This window comes from Salmonella sp. 32010601201800023SM (genome assembly GCF_017572235.1).
In the GTDB taxonomy this organism is placed as follows: Bacteria; Pseudomonadota; Gammaproteobacteria; order Enterobacterales; family Enterobacteriaceae; genus Salmonella; species Salmonella enterica.
Genome location: NZ_JAGEQS010000001.1, coordinates 656,594 through 675,497, shown reverse-complemented (window position 1 = coordinate 675,497; position 18,904 = coordinate 656,594). Strand labels below are relative to the sequence as shown.

Here is an 18,904-nt window from a genome sequence, read left to right as displayed (position 1 = left end):
GCCCGGGGATACGCTTACCGGGCAAAGAAAAACGCCTGGGCGTCGTCATTCGGCAACGCACAGGCTATGATGATTCTTCAGTCAAAGGAGAACATCAATGAAACCGCAGATTTACCATGTTGACGCCTTCACCGGCGAACCCTTTCGCGGCAACTCTGCTGGCGTTGTCTTACATGCGGATACGCTAAGCGACGCGCAGATGCAGCTGATTGCCCGTGAACTTCGTCACTCGGAAACCGCCTTTTTGCTAAAAAGCGAAGAGAGTGATGTGCGCATACGCTACTTTACACCGACAGTAGAAGTCCCCATCTGTGGTCATGCCACCGTGGCCGCGCATTATGTTCGGGCAACGGTACTGGGGTTGGGAAACACCACCGTCTGGCAAACCTCGTTAGCGGGCCGTCATCGCGTTGAAATTCATGCCGAACACAACGACTATCGCATCACGCTGGAACAAGGTCAGCCCTCTTTTGAACCACCGCTAGTCGGAGAGATTCGGGCTGCCATCATCACCGCACTGAACCTGACTGAAGATGATATCGTGCCGGGAGCGCCAATTCAGGTGGCTTCAACAGGACATGCAAAAGTGATGATCCTGCTCAAACCAGACGTTGATATTGATGCCCTTTCTCCGAATCTGGCAGCCCTGACGGCAATCAGCCAGCAAATTGGCTGTAACGGCTTTTTTCCTTTCCAGATTCGTCCGGGAAAAAACGAAACCGATGGGCGAATGTTTTCCCCGGCGATAGGGATTGTGGAAGATCCGGTAACGGGAAACGCCAATGGCCCGATGGGTGCATGGCTCGTCCATCATGGTCTGATGGCGCATGACGGTAAAACGCTGCAGATTCAAGGCCATCAGGGGCGCGCTTTAGGCAAAGAGGGTACTGTTGATGTTACCGTCACCATTCGCGATAACCAGCCGGAAAACGTCACCATCTCCGGCCAGGCGGTCATTCTGTTTCATGCCGAATGGGCCATTACTTTTTAATCTTTGTCAGGCCCGCTAATCCTCGCGGCAAAAAATTATTTTCCCGCCTCCGGATGGGTATCAAATGCAGCCATTACCGCGGCCAGCTCCGCCTCGGTAAAACCGTGCTTTACATCATTTACGCCGAGACCAAACTGCTGCTGAAGTAACTGATACAACGACGGTACATCCGGTACATTGACCTGGTCAACGGCATGTCCCTGGTGGTAACGCGTGAAGTGGAAATTCGTTAATGTCAGCTTGCCGCCATCAGGCAAATGGCGGCACATCAACAAATGATGACGAAAATGGGATTGCGGCCAGTGAGCCGACCAGAAATTGCCCATCACATGATCGCTCTGCTGCTGCACCCCCAGATCAAAACAGTACATCGACTGCCAGTGCTCATGGTGGCGGAATTGTAAAATCCATGTGCTCCCCTCCTGCATCAGGCGGTATTCGCCATGCGGCGTTTGCTGAGCAATTTCAGCCTGCAGACGAAGCGGCGCGGTTAGCGTTTGGCCGCCAAACCCCACGTCCGCGATCCACTGCTCATCCTCAACATCAACCAGCAGCAAACGGTGCGTGCGTGGCGGTAAACTGGCGGGATGAGACAGAATGACCCGCCCCAATAAGCTTCGGACGTTAAAACCGATGTCGCGTAACGCACGTTCAAACAGGCCATTCAGTTCAAAACAGTATCCACCGCGTCGGGCATAAAGCAGTTTCTCCTCTAATGCCGTCTCATCGAGCTGTATTTCACGAGGCAGTAGCACATCCAGATTTTCAAAAGGAATCGCGCAGTTGTGCGCTAAGTGAAGCGTTCTGAGCGCTTCAACCGTAGGAACCTCCAACGGCTGACAATGTAATCGCGTAAAATAAGCATGTAAAAAAGAGGTCATCTGAGGCTTCCATTAACATTAATGCTTGCGTTCGGCACACAGGCTGAGGCGGATATCGCTGCGCAACAGGATACCCTATCCGTGGAATAGCGTTGGATACTTTTGAAAAAATAAGACAGGCCGGCTACAGCCGCCGGAGGTACGTGGGATTTTGGCGTACAACGGAAATCGGTTCTGAGAATCTCTTTGCGACACGCCGCCAAAATAGCGGCGTGTTAAAATTTTTAACGCCGGCTCAGCGAGTCTGATTTCTAACAAAACTGGCTAAACATAAACGCTTTTTAATAATTGTCCAAATAGTTATGGTAGCGAGCTTTTATGTCGGCCGCCCATTGCGCTTTCGCCTCCTGCATGTTGCTGGCCCGAGCGATATAATATTCTAAACACGGAATGGCGCCTAATGCCTGAGGTAAGGCATTATATGCTGCCATTCGCTCTCTGACGGTTTTATATTTTTCATCAATATCATAATCATAGTACGCTGGCGTTTCAAAAAAGCCCTCTTCCAGTCTCATACAAATCTCTTCAAAGGTCCCCTCAACCTCAACGGTATGCTTGCCATCCGATATCCTGACGATTGGCTTACCTTCAGCTATCAGCGAGAGTTGTTCGAATGTTAACATCCGACCATCAGAAAGCTCGACATCTATAGTAAACAGTCCATCACGTACAGCATCAGCAAGGTGATTATGGATATTCCCTGCATTGGCACAGAACTCCGCAACTTTAGGCGTAACATTACAATAATGTTCAATTACTCTTGTAAATCCGTAGGCTAATCCTGCTGTAAGCACATACAAGATGCCTTTCAGGATTTTTGTTGATAATTTATTTTCATAATCTCCTGCAGCAACATGAGGTAGCTTATTTCCTGATAAAGCTCTGGCATAGGTAGAAACTGATGTATGTGGCATATCCTACTTCTTCAAATTTTGCTCAATAGCTTTATATGTCCTACTCCTCTCTCATTATGACGATATGTCAATCAACAAAATTGCTCAAAGGCATACATTTTCAGGAGAAAATGAGAATAACAGGCGCAACGGCCTTATCTTATGCTGCTTCAATATCGTCAGGTGATTTACCGTTCGAGGTCATATCTATTAAATCCCCGTAGGGATTAATCCTGATTAATTATTGCGCAAAGCAATCACTGCCGATTTGTGCTGGCGTCTTATCTGGCTGAATCGTGACCACACCGCACCACATCTGACCACACAAATAAACTCGACATTCTCATTTTCTTCTTTCCGTATGTTTTGCGTCATTTAACAATTGCAGGTAGGATGCTCCGCCGGCGGTTTTATCCCTGTCACAGAATCAGGGAAAAGCGGCATTCGCCATTGCAGGCAATCGATTGGTGAGCGCCCGTCGCGGCATAAGGAATTTTTCTGTCAGGACAGGCTATAACAGGTAACGTAATGAAAACACAGACTACGCACGCCGCAGAACAACATGCGGCGAAACGACGCTGGCTGAACGCCCATGAAGAGGGGTATCACAAAGCGATGGGGAATCGTCAGGTTCAGATGATTGCTATCGGCGGCGCGATTGGCACCGGTTTATTTTTAGGTGCAGGCGCCCGATTGCAAATGGCCGGACCGGCACTGGCGCTGGTCTATCTGATATGCGGCATTTTTTCTTTTTTCATTTTACGCGCGCTGGGCGAACTGGTATTGCATCGCCCTTCCAGCGGGAGCTTCGTCTCCTACGCCCGTGAATTTTTGGGTGAAAAAGCGGCCTACGTCGCAGGCTGGATGTACTTTATTAACTGGGCGATGACCGGGATCGTCGATATCACCGCAGTGGCGTTATACATGCACTACTGGGGCGCATTTGGCGACGTTCCGCAATGGGTGTTCGCGCTCGGCGCGTTAACCATTGTCGGTACCATGAACATGATCGGCGTAAAATGGTTTGCCGAAATGGAGTTCTGGTTCGCGCTGATAAAAGTACTCGCCATTGTTATCTTCCTGGTGGTAGGCACGATTTTTCTCGGTACCGGTCAACCGCTTGAGGGTAATGCCACCGGTTTTCACCTGATTACAGATAATGGCGGCTTTTTCCCGCACGGCCTGTTGCCCGCGCTGGTACTGATTCAGGGCGTGGTGTTCGCTTTTGCTTCGATTGAACTGGTCGGTACCGCCGCTGGGGAGTGCAAAGATCCACAGAAGATGGTGCCAAAAGCCATCAATAGCGTGATCTGGCGTATTGGTCTTTTCTATGTAGGATCGGTCGTATTGCTGGTTTTGCTGCTGCCGTGGAACGCCTACCAGGCGGGGCAAAGTCCGTTTGTCACCTTCTTTTCTAAACTTGGCGTGCCTTATATCGGCAGTATTATGAATATCGTGGTGTTAACCGCCGCGCTTTCCAGCCTGAACTCCGGGCTTTACTGTACGGGGAGAATTTTACGTTCAATGTCGATGGGGGGTTCCGCGCCGAAATTCATGGCGAAAATGAGCCGTCAGCATGTGCCCTATGCGGGTATTCTGGCGACTCTGGTGGTTTACGTGGTCGGCGTGTTCCTGAATTACCTGGTCCCCTCCCGCGTGTTCGAGATCGTTCTTAATTTTGCCTCGCTCGGCATTATCGCGTCATGGGCGTTTATCATGGTGTGCCAGATGCGTTTACGCCAGGCGATAAAAGAAGGCAAAGCCGCAGACGTCAGTTTTAAACTGCCCGGCGCGCCTTTTACCTCCTGGCTAACACTGCTGTTTTTACTAAGCGTGCTGGTACTCATGGCGTTTGACTACCCGAATGGAACTTATACTATCGCCTCGTTGCCGCTGATCGCTATTCTGCTGGTCGCCGGCTGGTTTGGCGTGCGACGTCGCGTGGCGGAGATCCATCGCACTGCGCCAGTGACGGCGGATTCGACAGAGAGTGTCGTATTGAAAGAAGAAGCAGCGACATAACATTCCCCTTCCCCGGCAGCCCCAGGCCTGCCGGGTTTAATGCGCGTTGCCGCCAACACCGCATCGCGCCCAATGCTTAGTCAGCCTTAATCAACTGCGCCACATCATTGCTGTTAATTTCCCGCTGGTTGCCTTCCTGATCGGTATAACTGGTCATCCCCGTCTCTTTATCTAACTGCGGCTTACCCTGAGTTACGATCGTTTGCCCATTCTTCGTCGTCATCACATAGTTGGTTGTACAACCCGCAAGCATAAAAAACATCATGCCCAAACCTGAGCATATAAATAACTTTTTCATATTTTCCTCGTGAATATAATGAGTTAACTACAGCAAAAAGGCAGTGTAATTCTCACAGAATCATCAGGCTATCGGCGGGGTGTAACGAGGCGTATCGGTGCGTTTAAAGAGATGACTGGAGGGGTTTCCCCCTCCATACCCTATTTACAGAGCAATGCGAATAACATCATCCGGCTGCGTCGCTTCCTGTTCACGTGTCGATTTCTGCTTCACGCTGACGTAGAGCGTTTTACCGTCTGCCGATAGCGCCAGGCTATTCGGGTACGTCGGCGTATCGAACGTTTTAACAACGTTATAGGTCTTCGCATCGATCACGCTGACCTGACCTGCCTGACGATGTGTCACATACGCCTCGTTACGTGTCGGGTTAAACAGGACGGCCAAAGAAGCAGGCGCCGCGATTTTGGCAAGAATATTGCCATTACGGGTATCGACAACCAGAACCTCAGTCGCCTTCGAGTCGGTGATAAACGCGCGATGACCTGCGGTATCGAGACTAAGGTTAATAAAGAAGTGTTCTTTACCGTCATCCAGCAACTTCTTACGACTGAGAATTTTATTGCTGGCGGTATCGATGGTGATAAATTCGCCATCCGCATTGGTGGTGTACAGGCGTTGCGCTTTACTGTCGAGCGCCAGACCCGTACTCATTTTGCCGGTATTTTCGATCGTCGTTTTCAGTTTGATGGTTTCGCCATCCACTACCCAAATAGCACTCTCTTTACCAACACCGCTAATGTAGATCGTGTTGGTCGCCGCATCGGCAACCAGCTCACGGGGCTGTAACGGACGAACCTCTTCAGTACGTTTGCGCGCATCAAGTACCAGACGACCTTTTACATCACCCGTTTTGGCATCAATCGCGGTAACAGCGCTGTTAATGGTATTGCCAAACCACAGCGTTTGGGTCGCGGCATTGATGGTGGCGCCGAACGGCTTGAGATCGTTATGAATCGCTTGCGTGATTTCCAGCGTCACCGGGTCGAGACGATAAACTACGCCGCCTTTATCCAGTTTACGGCTTTGCGATGTAGCCAGCCAGAGCGCGTTTTCTTGCTGACTCCAGGCCATCTCATAAGCGCCTTTGCCTACCGCTTTACGCAGCATGTCTTCCGCCGCCAGCGTGCTAAATGAGGATGCGACGAGGAGCGAACCTAACAATAAAGAACCACGCAGGCGCGGCGAAAAAAGATGACGTAAGTGCATGACGACTCCCTTTGATAAAAACGTGTATAGCTGCTTCACACTACTTCACTGCGCGGGATCTTCGTTCCGCACTTATTATAAGTTGAGAATAATAATCATTATTTATCAGAAAGTGGAGCTTTTCCTCGCCTGCGAATGTCATGGCTCTTAAATAACGCACATTTTCTTAACTTAATGTGCGATTAAAATTTCAAAACTTTACATATTGACTACCCTTAATGTCACGTTTTCCGTTGATACGCTTACATTTATCCGGCATTTTCATGAAAATTATTTCCGTTAGACAGCGACTTTATCCCGCCCTCTTATTGCCTCTGACCTTCTCCCCGGTCCTTCAGGCCGCCAGCGCGCCCAATGAACAAACCATGATAGTCACCGCAACGCCGCAAACCGTATCCGAACTGGATACACCTGCCGCCGTTAGCGTCATTGAGGGAGAAGACATGCGTCTGGCGACGCCGCGCGTTAATTTATCTGAGACTTTAACCAGCGTCCCGGGATTGCAGGTGCAGAACCGGCAGAACTACGCGCAGGATCTGCAAATCTCTATCCGTGGATTTGGCTCGCGTTCCGCCTTTGGCGTGCGCGGCATTCGTCTGTATGTTGATGGCATTCCCGCCACCATGCCGGATGGACAAGGCCAGATTTCGAATATTGATATTAACAGCATACAAGACGTTGAAGTGTTACGCGGCCCCTTCTCAGCGCTATACGGCAATGCTTCCGGCGGCGTAATAAATGTCACCACCGAAACCGGGAGACAGCCGCCCACCCTTGAGGCCAGCAGCTACTACGGCAGTTATGGAAGCTGGCGCTATGGGCTAAAAGCCACGGGCGCGATGGGTGACGGCACACAGCCAGGCGACGTGGATTACACGGTATCGACTACCCGTTTCACCACCCACGGCTACCGCGATCACAGCGGCGCGCGAAAAAATCTGGCTAATGCCAAACTGGGCGTGCGCCTTGACGATGTCAGTAAACTCTCGCTGATTTTTAATAGTGTGGACATTAAGGCGGACGATCCCGGCGGACTTACCGAATCTGAATGGAAAGCCGATCCGCAACAGGCGCCGCGCGCTGAACAGTACAATACGCGTAAAACCATCAAACAAACTCAGGCAGGATTGCGTTATGAACGTCAGCTCAGCGCGCAGGATGATATCAGCGTGATGGCCTACGCCGGAGAGCGGGAAACCACGCAATACCAGTCTATTCCCCTGGTGGCACAGCTAAAACCAGCCCAGGCTGGCGGCGTAATTACACTGCAACGCCACTATCAGGGAATTGATTCCCGCTGGACTCACCGGGGAGAATTAGGTGTGCCGGTCACCTTCACTGGCGGGTTAAACTATGAAAACATGAGCGAAAACCGCAAGGGTTACAATAATTTCCGTCTCAACAACGGCACCCCTGAGTTCGGGCATAAAGGCGATTTACGGCGGGATGAGCGTAACCTGATGTGGAATGTCGATCCTTATCTGCAAACCCAGTGGCAGCTTACGCAAAAACTCTCGCTGGATGCTGGCGTGCGCTACAGTTCCGTGTGGTTCGATTCTAACGATCACTATATCGCGCCCGGCAATGGCGATGACAGCGGCGACGCCAGCTATCACCACTGGCTACCCGCCGGATCGCTAAAATATGCGTTAACTGACGCCTGGAATCTCTATCTTGCTGCCGGTCGTGGATTTGAAACTCCCACTATCAATGAACTTTCTTATCGCGCTGACGGCCAAAGCGGGTTCAACTTTGACCTCAAACCGTCGACCAATGATACGGTGGAAGTCGGCAGTAAAACGCGGATTGGCAATGGCTTGTTGACCGCCGCGTTATTTCAAACCGATACCGATGATGAAATTGTCGTCGCCAGTAGTATGGGAGGACGCACTACCTACAAAAACGCGGGCAAAACGCGCCGCCAGGGCGCAGAACTCGCGTTGGACCAGCGCTTCGCCGGCGACTGGCGGGTGAAAGCATCATGGACCTGGCTGGATGCGACCTATCGCAGTAACGTTTGTCAGGGGCAAAACTGTGATGGAAACCGAATGCCCGGCATCGCCCGTAATATGGGATTCGCCTCATTAGGTTTTATCCCGGATGAGGGGTGGTACGCCGGAACAGACATTCGGTATATGGGCGATATCATGGCCGATGATGAAAATACCGCCAAAGCGCCTTCGTATACCGTTGTTGGACTAAATACAGGGTATAAATTTAATTACAGTCAGCTTACCGTCGATATTTTTGGGCGGGTAGATAATCTATTTGATAAAGAATATATCGGTTCGGTGATCGTTAATGAATCTAATGGCCGATATTATGAGCCAGCGCCAGGACGTAACTATGGCGTGGGGATTAATCTGGCATGGCAATTTGAATAAATATCCGGCAATAGCGGGGCATCCCCGCTATTGATTAGTCATAGTTTCATGAAAGTTACATGAAGTACTGATTTTTAATCGTCGCTACGTTTTGTTGCAAAACGTTCTGTAGGCAGTGGCGACTGGCTTCTTTATCACCAGTCACTAACGCATTAAGCAATTTTCTGTACAGATTAACGCCGTTTTGATAATCATCAAGTTTAAAATTATCATATAAAAAATGCAGGCTTGGCCCCAGGCGTACCCATAATTGCTCGATCATGGCATACAGGGTTGGCATATCCGCGTAGTGGTAGATCTCAAAGCGGAATGCGCGGTTGGCCAAAAGAATTTTCTCCATAACGCCACTTTCCAGCGCCTGTTGAAATTCATCTAATAGCGCATTCAGCGTCTGCTCACGATCCGGGGTAATCTTACCCGCAGCGGCGACCACCGCCATCTCCTCCAGGGCAGTACGAATCGTATTAATTTCCAGCAAACTTTCCAGCGAGATCTCCGGCACCATAAACGCCTGTGCTGGCGCCACCGCCAAAGCACTGGAAGAGACCAGCCTTAACAGGGCCTCACGCACTGGCGTAATACTGACGCCTAACTCTTGAGCGATATTTTTAGTGATAAGCCTTGCGCCTGGTTTTAATGCGCCAATAGACAATTGATGCTTTAACCGATTTTCAACCTGTGTGGTCAGGCTTATATGTTGTGTTTTTTCCGTACCCGGCATTTTCCTTCCTTCACCTCTTGGCAGAACAACATCGCAATCGAGTCCCGAAGAAGTTTCGGAACTTAATTGTAAAAAAGATAATCCAGGCCTGAACGGCCAAATAAATAAAAGTGATAATTTACTTGCGTGATATTCTCATCTTTTACAACAATACAGGTTTCTTTATGGCAACCGTTTTATCTCCGTCATTCCTTCATGTATCGAGATTTTTGACCGGTTCAGGCCGCTGAGCGAGATAAGCTGCCCCACCGCGATCTGAATGATGAATATAAGTAAAGCCGGAATTTTAAAATTTGCACATTTTTATGGCGACATAATGCCGCCATTTTTTCTTTACGCATCGTCCGCTAAACGTATCACGACTTTGCCAAAGTTCTTCCCCGCCAGCAGCCCCATAAACGCTTCTGGCGCATTTTCCAGCCCATCAGTAATCTGTTCCCGATAATGTATTTTCCCTTCTTTGATCCAACGCCCCATTTCTTGCTGAAACTCATGTATCCGGTGACCATAGTCCTGGTTGATGATAAAACCTTGCAGACGAATACGCTTTTTAAGTAATGTCGCCATCAGCAGAGGCAGTCTGTCTGGACCGTCCGGCAACGTTGTCGCATTGTAGCCGCTGACCAGACCGCAGAGCGGAATCCGCGCCGACGTATTCAGTAGCGGTAAGACGGCGTCAAAGACTTTACCGCCGACATTCTCATAATAGATATCGATACCCTGCGGGCAGGCCTGCGCAAGCTGTTGTGGGAAATTATCAGCGTGATGATCAAGGCACAGATCAAATCCCAAAACGTCTGTCGCATGGCGGCATTTTTCCGCGCCGCCAGCAATACCCACGACCCGGCAGCCCTTCAGCTTGCCAATTTGCCCAACCGTTGCGCCTACGGGGCCGGTGGCGGCGGCGACAACCAGCGTTTCGCCCTCTTTCGGCTGGCCGATATCCAGTAACCCCATATAGGCGGTAAACCCCGGCATTCCTAAAATACCCAGCGACCAGGAAGGATGTTGCGGATTATCACCCAGCTTTACCAACCCTTCGCCATCTGAAATGTCATAATCCTGCCAACCATTGTAACTCAACACCCATTCGTCTGGTCGGTAATCAGGATGGTTTGACGCGACAACGCGACTAACCGTACCGCCAACCATAACGCAGCCAGGTTCAACAGGCGGCGCATAAGAGGGTTCATCGCTCATGCGGCCACGCATATAAGGGTCGAGTGATAAAAAAACGGTACGCAATAGCACCTGCCCTTCACCGGGCGTCGCGACGTCATCTTCTTCGAGGCGGAAGTTATCCATCTGCGGCGCGCCGTGGGGACGCGAGGCCAAAACCCAACGACGATTTCGGTTGGTCTGTTGCTTCATTCTATTCTCCTCATGCCTGGCATAATCCATCAATAATAGTCGAACATTCGCTATCTGAGGGAGTTAAACACTCTCAGATATCAGGCTGCTTTCACCGCGGGACGCTTTTATGAACGACTTTCTTCCCCCTCTCGCTAAATATGAATTCTTGCGCTAATTCGTTGATTTATGCCGCCTTCAATAGTATTTCTAACACTATCGTAAACATTCCCTGGGGTTCCCTATGACGATTCGCTTTGCCGATAAAGCAGACTGCGCCGCGATTACCGAAATCTATAACCATGCGGTATTACATACTGCGGCCATCTGGAATGATCGGACGGTCGATACGGATAATCGCCTTGCCTGGTATGAGGCCCGTCAATTACTGGGCTATCCGGTGCTGGTAAGCGAAGAAAATGGCGTGGTGACTGGCTATGCATCATTTGGCGACTGGCGCAGTTTCGACGGTTTTCGCTATACCGTCGAGCACTCGGTTTATGTTCATCCGGCGCACCAGGGGAAAGGACTGGGGCGAAAGCTGCTCAGCAGACTGATCGACGAAGCCCGACGCTGCGGCAAGCATGTGATGGTGGCCGGTATTGAGTCACAGAATGCCGCCTCGATACGCCTGCATCATTCGCTGGGGTTTACCGTCACCGCGCAAATGCCGCAGGTCGGCGTAAAATTTGGCCGTTGGTTAGATCTTACGTTTATGCAGCTCCAGCTTGATGAACACGCCGCGCCGGACGCCTGCTGATGAACCAGTCGCTGACGCTTATCTTTTTGATCGCCGCCGGCGTCGGGCTGGTGGTACAAAACAGTATTATGGTGCGTATTACGCAGACATCATCGACGATTCTGATCGCTATGCTGTTGAACTCGCTGGTAGGGATCGTTTTATTTGTGACGATATTGTGGTTTAAGCAAGGCGCTACGGGCTTCGGCGAGCTGGTCGCCAGCGTTCGCTGGTGGACATTGATCCCCGGTTTGCTGGGGTCATTTTTTGTATTTGCCAGCATTAGCGGGTATCAGAACGTTGGCGCCGCGACGACTATCGCGGTACTGGTCGCCAGCCAGTTAATCGGCGGACTGGCGCTGGATATCGCGCGTAGCCACGGCGTCACGTTACGCGCAATGGTCGGGCCGGCGTTTGGCGCGCTGTTGCTGGTCATTGGCGCATGGCTGATTGCGAAGCGCCAGTTTTAATGGGTTACAGGATCGTGCCGCCTTTGGTGAGCTGCTCGCGGCGCGCGTCCCGATCTTCTTGATATTGCCTGCCGTGATGCGCGATAGCCGTGCGTAAACGCTGCTGCTGCACATAACGATCTTCGCGACGTAATTCAGCGTCATCGCTCAAGGCAATCAGCAATTCATTCATATGGGCAATTACGCTCTCCGCGATGGCGGCATCCACGCGGGCGCTCACTTCCTCCAGGTGCGACATAAGCTCTCCTACTCTTTATTCTGTAATAGCATGATTCGCCTATTATACGCGTTATTGTCGCCCGATGCGGTCATTCGCCGCCGCCATCCTGATTTAACTTACGTCAAGTGAAAACACGGGGCTTAATAGACCGAGAATTCGCGCCTTTTTGCCTTTCTTCCGCCGTTTGCTTGCGTATAGACCCCGTAAAGTAGACGCGTGAAGAAGTCTAAGGGATAACAACGTGGCAAAATCTCTCTTGCGCAGCGGCAATCTGGATGATTATCAGGCCGTGGGCGGCGGCGGTCAGGCCGTATTTGAATCAGCATTGCAAATTCGCGAAACGCTTCGTCTGCGTAAACAGCAGGCGATGGTTGACTGTCTGGCGATTCCGCAACTTAACGATAATGGCGATCGGGTTGACTGGTATTCGCCGATTGAAGGTCAGGCGATAGCGTGGAAAGCGGCTGACGAAGAGACACGTTCTCGGGCTTTACGTTATTTAGCCAGCACTTTTGAAAGCGCGGCTGCACTCAGTCGCAAAAGTCTGCAATCCGGTAAAACAGCGCTCCAGCTATTTGGGTCGCTACTTGAGAAAGCGACGCAATTTCCCGGCGAAAATCATGTTTTCCTGGTTAACGGCAAACCGGTTATCACCTTCTGGGGATTCGTTAATCTCAACGAAAATACACGCGATGATGTGCTGGACTGCCTTCGGGTAACCGAGGCGATTCCCAACATCCCTCTGGTCGAGCCGGAGCCGGAGCCCGAAGAAAAGCCGCTGGTAGAGGCGGCATTTAGTCAGGCGGATGAACCTTTGTTAACGTCTGTCATTGAGCCGCCGAAAATGCCGGAGGAACCTGTTGCGCCGCCCGTTATCGTTAGCGAGCCGAAGCCGGCCACACCCATCCCGGTTGCTGAGGCGAAAAGAGCTCGCCGTCTACCGCTGTGGAGCTTACCTGTCGCTGCCGTGGTTATCGCCGCCGTCGCCACGCCTTTTTTCTGGCCATCTTCATCCGTTGACGGGTCCTCTCCTGTTCGCGCCGCGCCTGTCGCTACCGCGAAAACTGACGTTACCCCATTGCCTGAACTCACCGCGCATTTGCCGCTGCATCGCGCTGAGGTGACGCCCGCCCCCAAAGCGGCGCCGCTGCCGGAAGCGCCTGTTATCATTGCCGCTATTCCCAAAGACGCGCTGGTGATGGACAGTACGCAGATGAAGCTTGGAACCACGCGCTTTTTAAACGGTAGCTGGCGGGTCAGCGTGGATGTCAAAGATCCGATTACCGGCAAGCCGCCCTCTCTGCGTTATCAGATCCAAAATAACAAAGGCATCGCGCGCGTAGTACATGGCGATAACGTGGTTTGTCGGGCGGAAATTTTCTCTGGTCTGCATCAAACGGGCGAGCTGATGATTAAAAGTCGCGGCAATGCGCGCTGCACCGACGGCTCACGTTATCCGATGCCGGAAATTACCTGTAAAGCAGGCGTCAATGACGTCGCAACCTGTACCGCCCGTTATGGCGACCACGCGGCAATTCCGTTGACGTTTAAAAAGATAGGTGCCTGATTTTATGTTGGTCAATCTGTGTGATTACAAACAGAGCGTCACGCTCATTGCAAACAGCGGCGTCCAGTTTCTTGATTTTGGCTTAACGCCGCAAGAGTCGGCCCACTACGGACGTTTTGTGCGCAAAACGGCAAACGGCCCGCTACTGCGCCTCGATTTTGATCTGACCAGCGGGCGCTACACGTTGCCAGGACGTGCTGGCGGCCAACCCGAAGTCGTGAAACCGGAAAGCACTCAGACGCTGCACTATTCTCTGGATGTACTCGACGGAATCTGGCTTCCCCTGCCGTTCCTGCGTTTTAATCCGCCGCGCACCTTTATTGACGGGCCGGATAACTGGGCGCGCATTCAGGTACGTAAACTCAGCGAGCCAGATAGCGCCGGAAACACACACCGCATCACCCTCGCCTTCGACAGTCAGCTGGCAAAAAATATGCCTGCGGCGTTGGCGCCTTGCGAAAACGATCTGCTCAATGGCACACGTTTTGCGCTCGCCTGGCGCGATGAAGAAGTTGCCGATTTTCTTGACCAGACATGGATTGACGGCTGGCTGCGCGAGTCGTTTCTTCAGTATGCCTCACAGGTGGAAAACCGTCCGGAACAGGCCATACAACAAGCGCTGCGTAGCTTTGAGTATCAGGCGCACTGGTTGAATTTACTGACGCTGTTAGGCGAACAGCTTACGGTGCCGGAAGTGAAGTTTGTGACACATACGTTAAGCACGCCCGCAATCCCGGTCGATCTGATTCTGGATGTCGGCAATACGCATACCTGCGGCGTCTTGATCGAGGATCATGGCGATGCGAATGACGGGTTACGCCAGACGGCAGAGCTTCAGGTGCGTTCTTTAAGCGAGCCGCAGTATCTGAACGATCCTTTATTTACCAGCCGGGTAGAATTCTCGGAAGCGCGCTTTGGCAAGCAACACTTTTCTGTCGAAAGCGGACGAGACGACGCCTTTGTCTGGCCTTCCATTGTGCGTGTGGGCGACGAGGCTCGCGCCCTTGCTATGCAGCGTGTGGGCACCGAAGGCAGCAGCGGCATCTCCAGCCCGCGCCGCTACCTGTGGGATGAAACCCCCGCCTTGCAGGACTGGCGTTTTAGCCAGATCCACGGTAAAACGCAGCGCGAACCGCTTGCCACCGCGTTTCCGCTGATGAATCTGATGAACGATGACGGACAGCCGTTATTCCGCCTGCCGCATGAAGAAAGGCTACCGGTTTTTTCGCCGCAATACAGCCGTAGCACCTTGATGACGCATATGTTGTGCGAAATTCTGGCTCAGGCGCTGGGGCAAATTAACAGCGTCGCCACCCGGCTGCGGCTCGGCTTTCCCGCCTCGCCGCGCCAGCTACGCACCCTGATTTTAACGCTGCCTTCCGCCATGCCGAAACAGGAGCGAGAAATTTTCCGCCAGCGAATGTTTGAAGCACTGGCGTTGGTCTGGAAAGCCATGGGCTGGCATCCGCAGGATGAGGATTTCACCACGCCTAAGCAGCGTGAAAAAAGCGTGGTGCCGGTACCAGAAATACAGATGGAATGGGACGAAGCAAGTTGCGGCCAACTGGTATGGCTTTATAACGAAGCCATTTCGCATTACGCCGGGCGTACCGAATCCTTTTTTAATGCGCTCGCCAGACCGGATCGCCAACCTGAACCCGGCGTCGTCCCCGGGCGCGCGTTGCGCGTGGCATCGATTGATATCGGCGGCGGCACGACGGATATGGCGATCGTTCACTATCAGTTAGATGACGGCGTGGGGGCCAATGTAAAAATTACGCCTCATCTCCTGTTTCGCGAAGGTTTTAAAGTCGCCGGGGACGATCTGCTATTGGATATCATTCAGCGCTGTGTACTCCCTTCCCTGCAAACGGCGTTGCAACGGGCAGGCGTTACGGATGCCGCCGCCCTGCTGGCGACCTTATTTGGCGATTCGGGACGAATTGATACTCAGGCCATTTTGCGCCAGCAAACGGCGCTGCAATTATTTATGCCGCTGGGCCACGCGGTACTTTCCGCCTGGGAGCAAAGCGACATTAACGATCCGTTTGCCGGTTTACATGCGACATTTGGCGATCTGCTGATCCGCCGCCCAACGAGCAACGTGATGAACTATATCCAGCAGGCGATCGATCATGCCTTACCGTCTGGTTCGCCGACATTTGATATATTCAATGTGCCGTTGCAAATCCAGTTTAGCCAGCTTCAGGAGGCTCTGCTGGCCGGTCAGTTTACGCTGACAACGCCGCTTCATGCGGTCTGCGAAGCGATCTCCCACTATCACTGCGATATCTTGCTGGTGACGGGGAGACCGACCTGTTTACCCGGCGTACAGGCGCTCATCCGGCACTTACAACCGGTGCCGGTTAATCGCATTGTGTGGATGGATAAGTATCAGGTACATGAATGGTATCCCTTCAGTCAACAAGGGCGTATCGGTAATCCAAAATCCACTGCTGCGGTGGGTGCGATGTTATGCAGCCTGGCGCTGGACTTACGTCTGCCGCGTTTCAATTTTAAAGCGGCTGATATCGGCGCGTATTCGACTGTGCGTTATCTCGGCGTACTGGATAATACCGTTAATACGCTTCGCGATGAAAACATCTGGTATCACGAGATCGATTTGGATAAACCCGGCGCAACGCTGGACGCACGCCTGCATTTTCCGCTACGCGGCAACGTGACGTTGGGCTTTCGTCAACTGGCGAACAGTCGCTGGCCGGCAACCCCACTCTATTGCCTGAACATTAATTCCGCCGAACTGGCGAAAACCATCGCTGGCGACGGCGTACTGAATGTGCGACTGAAATTACGCGGCAGTAGCAAAGATAGCGCCCCGGAATCGTTCATATTAAGTGATGCCTGGCTCCAGGACGGGACGCCGGTCGCCGCCGATGCGCTGACATTAAAATTGAATACGCTGGCTGACCGTCGCCACAGCGGCAGCCACTACTGGATAGATAGCGGGAGTGTATACCTGAAATGACAAAACCGTTAAACGCCACCCAGGCTGTTATCGAGTGGGTTAACAACACGCGCCGTTACGCAACGCGGCTGGATGATGAAGCCGATGCTCTGCTGGCGCAACTTACGCTTGCCGCAGCGGATGAGTCAGCGCTCAACGCCGCCTGCGCATCACATGGCTGCGTCGGTCTGTACGGGTATGCGCAATCCGCAAAAGCGCATCTGTTAACGACGCTATGCGGTAACGAGAATGGCAAGCTGGAAATTATCACGCCGGACCGTGACTATGATTATTTCAGCCACATCAATCCGGGTCATGCGCCAGCGAATATGGCTATTCGCTTTACGCGCGACATTTTTTCAAACGAGAGCGGCTGGCCGTTGCGCCTGCGCTTGATCAGTGAAGCCGAACTGGTGCAGATCTTTATCGCCTGGACCAGCTCGTCCCCCGTTTGTCGCCAGGTCGAAAAATCCATTATCACATCACGCCTGGAGAAATGGCAATCGCTTCGCCAACCGCAGTCCGTCCCCGGCGTTACCGCTGAAGAGGTAGCGACCATCGCGAGTTTCTGGCGCTCTTGCCTGCCGTCCGCCAGACAACATATTGATGATGCGACATGGCAACACTTTGCCTCGCTCTTGCCTGCGCTGGATCTCACGACACGGGCGCACGCCTGGGCATTACTGTGGGGAGAGCAGCCGGAGATCACCCAGCAATGGCTGGCGCTGGCGCATATGTTGCAACAAACCGGCCATGCCGGGGAACTGGCGGCGCCGCTCAGCCTGCTGGTCGATCATTTTGGCTTACCGGCGGAAAACTTCCTGACGCAAATGGCGCTAACCGCCAGCGATACGCAAAGCGATGTGGTGGTGCATCCGGTTAAGGAAGGCCGACTGCTCAATGCGGTCAGCCTTTCGCTTGATTCTCTGGCGCTGCTTACCCGCGAACTGGTGCTAACCGTTGAAAATAGCGTACTGGATAACGTTGATTTACTGGATATTCCGGTCGCGCCAGACAGTCATCCTCATCCGTTATGGCGGGCGAAATTAGGCTGGATGCTGGCCCATTACCGTCAGCAGGTCCAGCCCGATGTTCTGGTGATTTGCAATGCTCTGGCATCTCGCTCGCAAACGTCCACTGCCGCCCGTCACTTACTGGAGTGGGTTAACGCCACGCAGCCGCAGCATGAATCAGCGTTACCCGGCGTCGTCTGGGCTATTACTCCACAGGATGCCCGTTTTGCCACCCAGCAAAATCTGGATGAAGCCGTCCAGCAGTTGATGGGTAAACCTGGCGTGCATTGGGGAACGTTGCAGGCGCTGGATAAACACAGTATGCAGCGTTTGGTGGAGTGGTTATCGCAGGCGACATCGGCACCACAGCGACAGGCGCGCTTACAGGCGTTACGCGAACAACTGCGGGGCCGCGTGCGCGATCTGTTACCGATGTTTGATGACGCGCGGCTACCGGTTGAAACCGTGATCCGGCGTCTTCAGGCCCAGGCCGCCAGACATGGCGACCTGCTGGCCGGGCTGTTACCGCCGGTACAGAACTTCGAAGCGTTGCTGCGCACCCGACAGTCGCGAGAAGAACAGGTCAGCGGTTTATTTAATGACGCGATCGATCTCTTTGCCGACGAACCAACGCGCGCTTCAGCGTCAGAAGGTCACGAAACAGGCTACCAGGCGCACAAAATGTGGATCAATCATCTGCGCCAGTGGGCCCACTGCCGGGATAATGCGCAGCGTCTGGGACTGGAACCGCAGATGCTCAACGCAGTGGCGGAGATTTTAATTACCGCCAGCTATCGCCTCGGTTTACCTCAGCAGTTACAGAAAACCATGCAGCGCGAGGAGGTGAGCGGCGCGCAGCTTCATGCCATCATTGGTAACTTCATCGCCTGGCTCGGCTACGCCAATATCGAGGAGGCCCAACGCCCGGCCAGCCGCGTTCAGAAAGGCGCAGCCATTTTCGCCGCAACGCCGCGTTCGACAATGTTGCGTCTAACAAAGCTTGACGAACAGCCCGTTCACGCCGCCAGCCGCTATGTCTATGACTGGCTTGTTGCGCTGTATACCCTGGCCAATGAGAACGCAGGATATCGGCATCCGCAGGACGTTACCGACGTAGACAGAGCGCAATTAATTGCCCTGATAGCCTGACCTGGCGGAAAAACCATGCCCGGTAACCTGTATCG

At 52.6% G+C, this 18,904-nt stretch carries 15 protein-coding genes; 8 read left to right on the top strand and 7 right to left on the bottom strand.

Annotated features, from left to right (window positions below):
• Positions 1 to 97: 97 nt before the first annotated feature.
• Positions 98 to 991, top strand: a complete 894-nt coding sequence (locus tag J4617_RS03430; RefSeq protein ID WP_000804283.1) for a PhzF family isomerase — start codon at positions 98 to 100, stop codon at positions 989 to 991.
• A gap of 35 nt (positions 992 to 1,026) precedes the next feature.
• Here the strand turns inward: J4617_RS03430 and nhoA are convergent, their stop codons facing one another.
• Entirely contained in the window at positions 1,027 to 1,872 is an 846-nt protein-coding gene (gene nhoA / locus J4617_RS03425; RefSeq protein ID WP_017465900.1) for an N-hydroxyarylamine O-acetyltransferase, read from the bottom strand.
• Positions 1,873 to 2,153: 281 nt separating this feature from the next.
• Positions 2,154 to 2,786, bottom strand: a complete 633-nt coding sequence (gene steA / locus J4617_RS03420) for a type III secretion system effector SteA (RefSeq protein WP_017465901.1) — start codon at positions 2,784 to 2,786, stop codon at positions 2,154 to 2,156.
• Positions 2,787 to 3,293: 507 nt separating this feature from the next.
• Here steA and ansP point away from each other — a divergent pair.
• The gene (gene ansP / locus J4617_RS03415) at positions 3,294 to 4,787 is read left to right on the top strand and encodes an L-asparagine permease (RefSeq protein WP_000857101.1); all 1,494 of its coding nucleotides are present in this window, start codon (positions 3,294 to 3,296) and stop codon (positions 4,785 to 4,787) included.
• Positions 4,788 to 4,863: 76 nt separating this feature from the next.
• On the opposite strand, the gene J4617_RS03410 is transcribed toward ansP, so the two are convergent.
• Both J4617_RS03410 and J4617_RS03405 read right to left on the bottom strand, forming a co-directional pair.
• Complete coding sequence (locus J4617_RS03410; RefSeq protein ID WP_000732362.1) at positions 4,864 to 5,085, bottom strand: YgdI/YgdR family lipoprotein; 222 nt, start codon at positions 5,083 to 5,085, stop codon at positions 4,864 to 4,866.
• Positions 5,086 to 5,229: 144 nt separating this feature from the next.
• Positions 5,230 to 6,291, bottom strand: coding sequence for a YncE family protein (locus J4617_RS03405; RefSeq protein WP_000550636.1), 1,062 nt, complete (start codon positions 6,289 to 6,291; stop codon positions 5,230 to 5,232).
• A 263-nt stretch (positions 6,292 to 6,554) separates the two neighbouring features.
• Between J4617_RS03405 and pqqU the strand changes: the two genes are divergently transcribed.
• Complete coding sequence (gene pqqU / locus J4617_RS03400) at positions 6,555 to 8,675, top strand: TonB-dependent receptor PqqU (RefSeq protein WP_017465902.1); 2,121 nt, start codon at positions 6,555 to 6,557, stop codon at positions 8,673 to 8,675.
• 55 nt (positions 8,676 to 8,730) lie between these two features.
• Here the strand turns inward: pqqU and mcbR are convergent, their stop codons facing one another.
• Both mcbR and J4617_RS03390 read right to left on the bottom strand, forming a co-directional pair.
• Positions 8,731 to 9,396 carry a colanic acid/biofilm transcriptional regulator McbR gene (gene mcbR / locus J4617_RS03395; RefSeq protein WP_001119592.1) on the bottom strand — a complete coding sequence of 222 codons (666 nt, stop codon included), beginning with the start codon at positions 9,394 to 9,396 and terminating at the stop codon, positions 8,731 to 8,733.
• 333 nt (positions 9,397 to 9,729) lie between these two features.
• Positions 9,730 to 10,767 carry an NADP-dependent oxidoreductase gene (locus J4617_RS03390; protein ID WP_017465903.1) on the bottom strand — a complete coding sequence of 346 codons (1,038 nt, stop codon included), beginning with the start codon at positions 10,765 to 10,767 and terminating at the stop codon, positions 9,730 to 9,732.
• A gap of 223 nt (positions 10,768 to 10,990) precedes the next feature.
• On the opposite strand from J4617_RS03390, the gene mddA reads away from it, so the two are divergent.
• On the top strand, positions 10,991 to 11,506 hold the full coding sequence (gene mddA / locus J4617_RS03385) for an L-methionine sulfoximine/L-methionine sulfone acetyltransferase (protein ID WP_000155373.1): 516 nt from the start codon (positions 10,991 to 10,993) through the stop codon (positions 11,504 to 11,506).
• On the top strand, positions 11,506 to 11,955 hold the full coding sequence (locus tag J4617_RS03380) for a DMT family transporter (protein WP_001076571.1): 450 nt from the start codon (positions 11,506 to 11,508) through the stop codon (positions 11,953 to 11,955). Before mddA ends, J4617_RS03380 begins: the two co-directional genes overlap by 1 nt.
• Before the next feature lie 4 nt (positions 11,956 to 11,959).
• Here J4617_RS03380 and J4617_RS03375 read toward each other — a convergent pair whose 3' ends face one another.
• Complete coding sequence (locus J4617_RS03375) at positions 11,960 to 12,193, bottom strand: YdcY family protein (protein ID WP_000018720.1); 234 nt, start codon at positions 12,191 to 12,193, stop codon at positions 11,960 to 11,962.
• Between the two features lie 223 nt (positions 12,194 to 12,416).
• On the opposite strand from J4617_RS03375, the gene srfA reads away from it, so the two are divergent.
• Genes srfA through srfC form a run of 3 tightly spaced genes read left to right on the top strand, consistent with a single transcriptional unit; the run spans position 12,417 to position 18,869 of the window.
• A complete protein-coding gene (gene srfA, locus J4617_RS03370) occupies positions 12,417 to 13,742 on the top strand; it encodes a virulence-associated effector SrfA (RefSeq protein WP_017465904.1) in 1,326 nt (441 codons plus the stop codon).
• 4 nt (positions 13,743 to 13,746) lie between these two features.
• Positions 13,747 to 16,728, top strand: a complete 2,982-nt coding sequence (locus J4617_RS03365; RefSeq protein WP_017465905.1) for a virulence factor SrfB — start codon at positions 13,747 to 13,749, stop codon at positions 16,726 to 16,728.
• On the top strand, positions 16,725 to 18,869 hold the full coding sequence (gene srfC / locus J4617_RS03360; protein WP_017465906.1) for a virulence-associated effector SrfC: 2,145 nt from the start codon (positions 16,725 to 16,727) through the stop codon (positions 18,867 to 18,869). The genes J4617_RS03365 and srfC overlap by 4 nt, the downstream gene beginning before the upstream one ends.
• The last annotated feature ends 35 nt before the right edge of the window (positions 18,870 to 18,904 follow it).

Coding starts and splice junctions, on each gene's coding strand:
- ansP (WP_000857101.1), top strand. CDS start 3,294: ATGAAAACACAGACTACGCACGCCGCAGAACAACATGCGGCGAAACGA.
- J4617_RS03380 (WP_001076571.1), top strand. CDS start 11,506: ATGAACCAGTCGCTGACGCTTATCTTTTTGATCGCCGCCGGCGTCGGG.
- J4617_RS03410 (WP_000732362.1), bottom strand. CDS start 5,085: ATGAAAAAGTTATTTATATGCTCAGGTTTGGGCATGATGTTTTTTATG.
- J4617_RS03430 (WP_000804283.1), top strand. CDS start 98: ATGAAACCGCAGATTTACCATGTTGACGCCTTCACCGGCGAACCCTTT.
- J4617_RS03365 (WP_017465905.1), top strand. CDS start 13,747: ATGTTGGTCAATCTGTGTGATTACAAACAGAGCGTCACGCTCATTGCA.
- mcbR (WP_001119592.1), bottom strand. CDS start 9,396: ATGCCGGGTACGGAAAAAACACAACATATAAGCCTGACCACACAGGTT.
- J4617_RS03405 (WP_000550636.1), bottom strand. CDS start 6,291: ATGCACTTACGTCATCTTTTTTCGCCGCGCCTGCGTGGTTCTTTATTG.
- srfC (WP_017465906.1), top strand. CDS start 16,725: ATGACAAAACCGTTAAACGCCACCCAGGCTGTTATCGAGTGGGTTAAC.
- J4617_RS03390 (WP_017465903.1), bottom strand. CDS start 10,767: ATGAAGCAACAGACCAACCGAAATCGTCGTTGGGTTTTGGCCTCGCGT.
- mddA (WP_000155373.1), top strand. CDS start 10,991: ATGACGATTCGCTTTGCCGATAAAGCAGACTGCGCCGCGATTACCGAA.
- J4617_RS03375 (WP_000018720.1), bottom strand. CDS start 12,193: ATGTCGCACCTGGAGGAAGTGAGCGCCCGCGTGGATGCCGCCATCGCG.
- pqqU (WP_017465902.1), top strand. CDS start 6,555: ATGAAAATTATTTCCGTTAGACAGCGACTTTATCCCGCCCTCTTATTG.
- nhoA (WP_017465900.1), bottom strand. CDS start 1,872: ATGACCTCTTTTTTACATGCTTATTTTACGCGATTACATTGTCAGCCG.
- steA (WP_017465901.1), bottom strand. CDS start 2,786: ATGCCACATACATCAGTTTCTACCTATGCCAGAGCTTTATCAGGAAAT.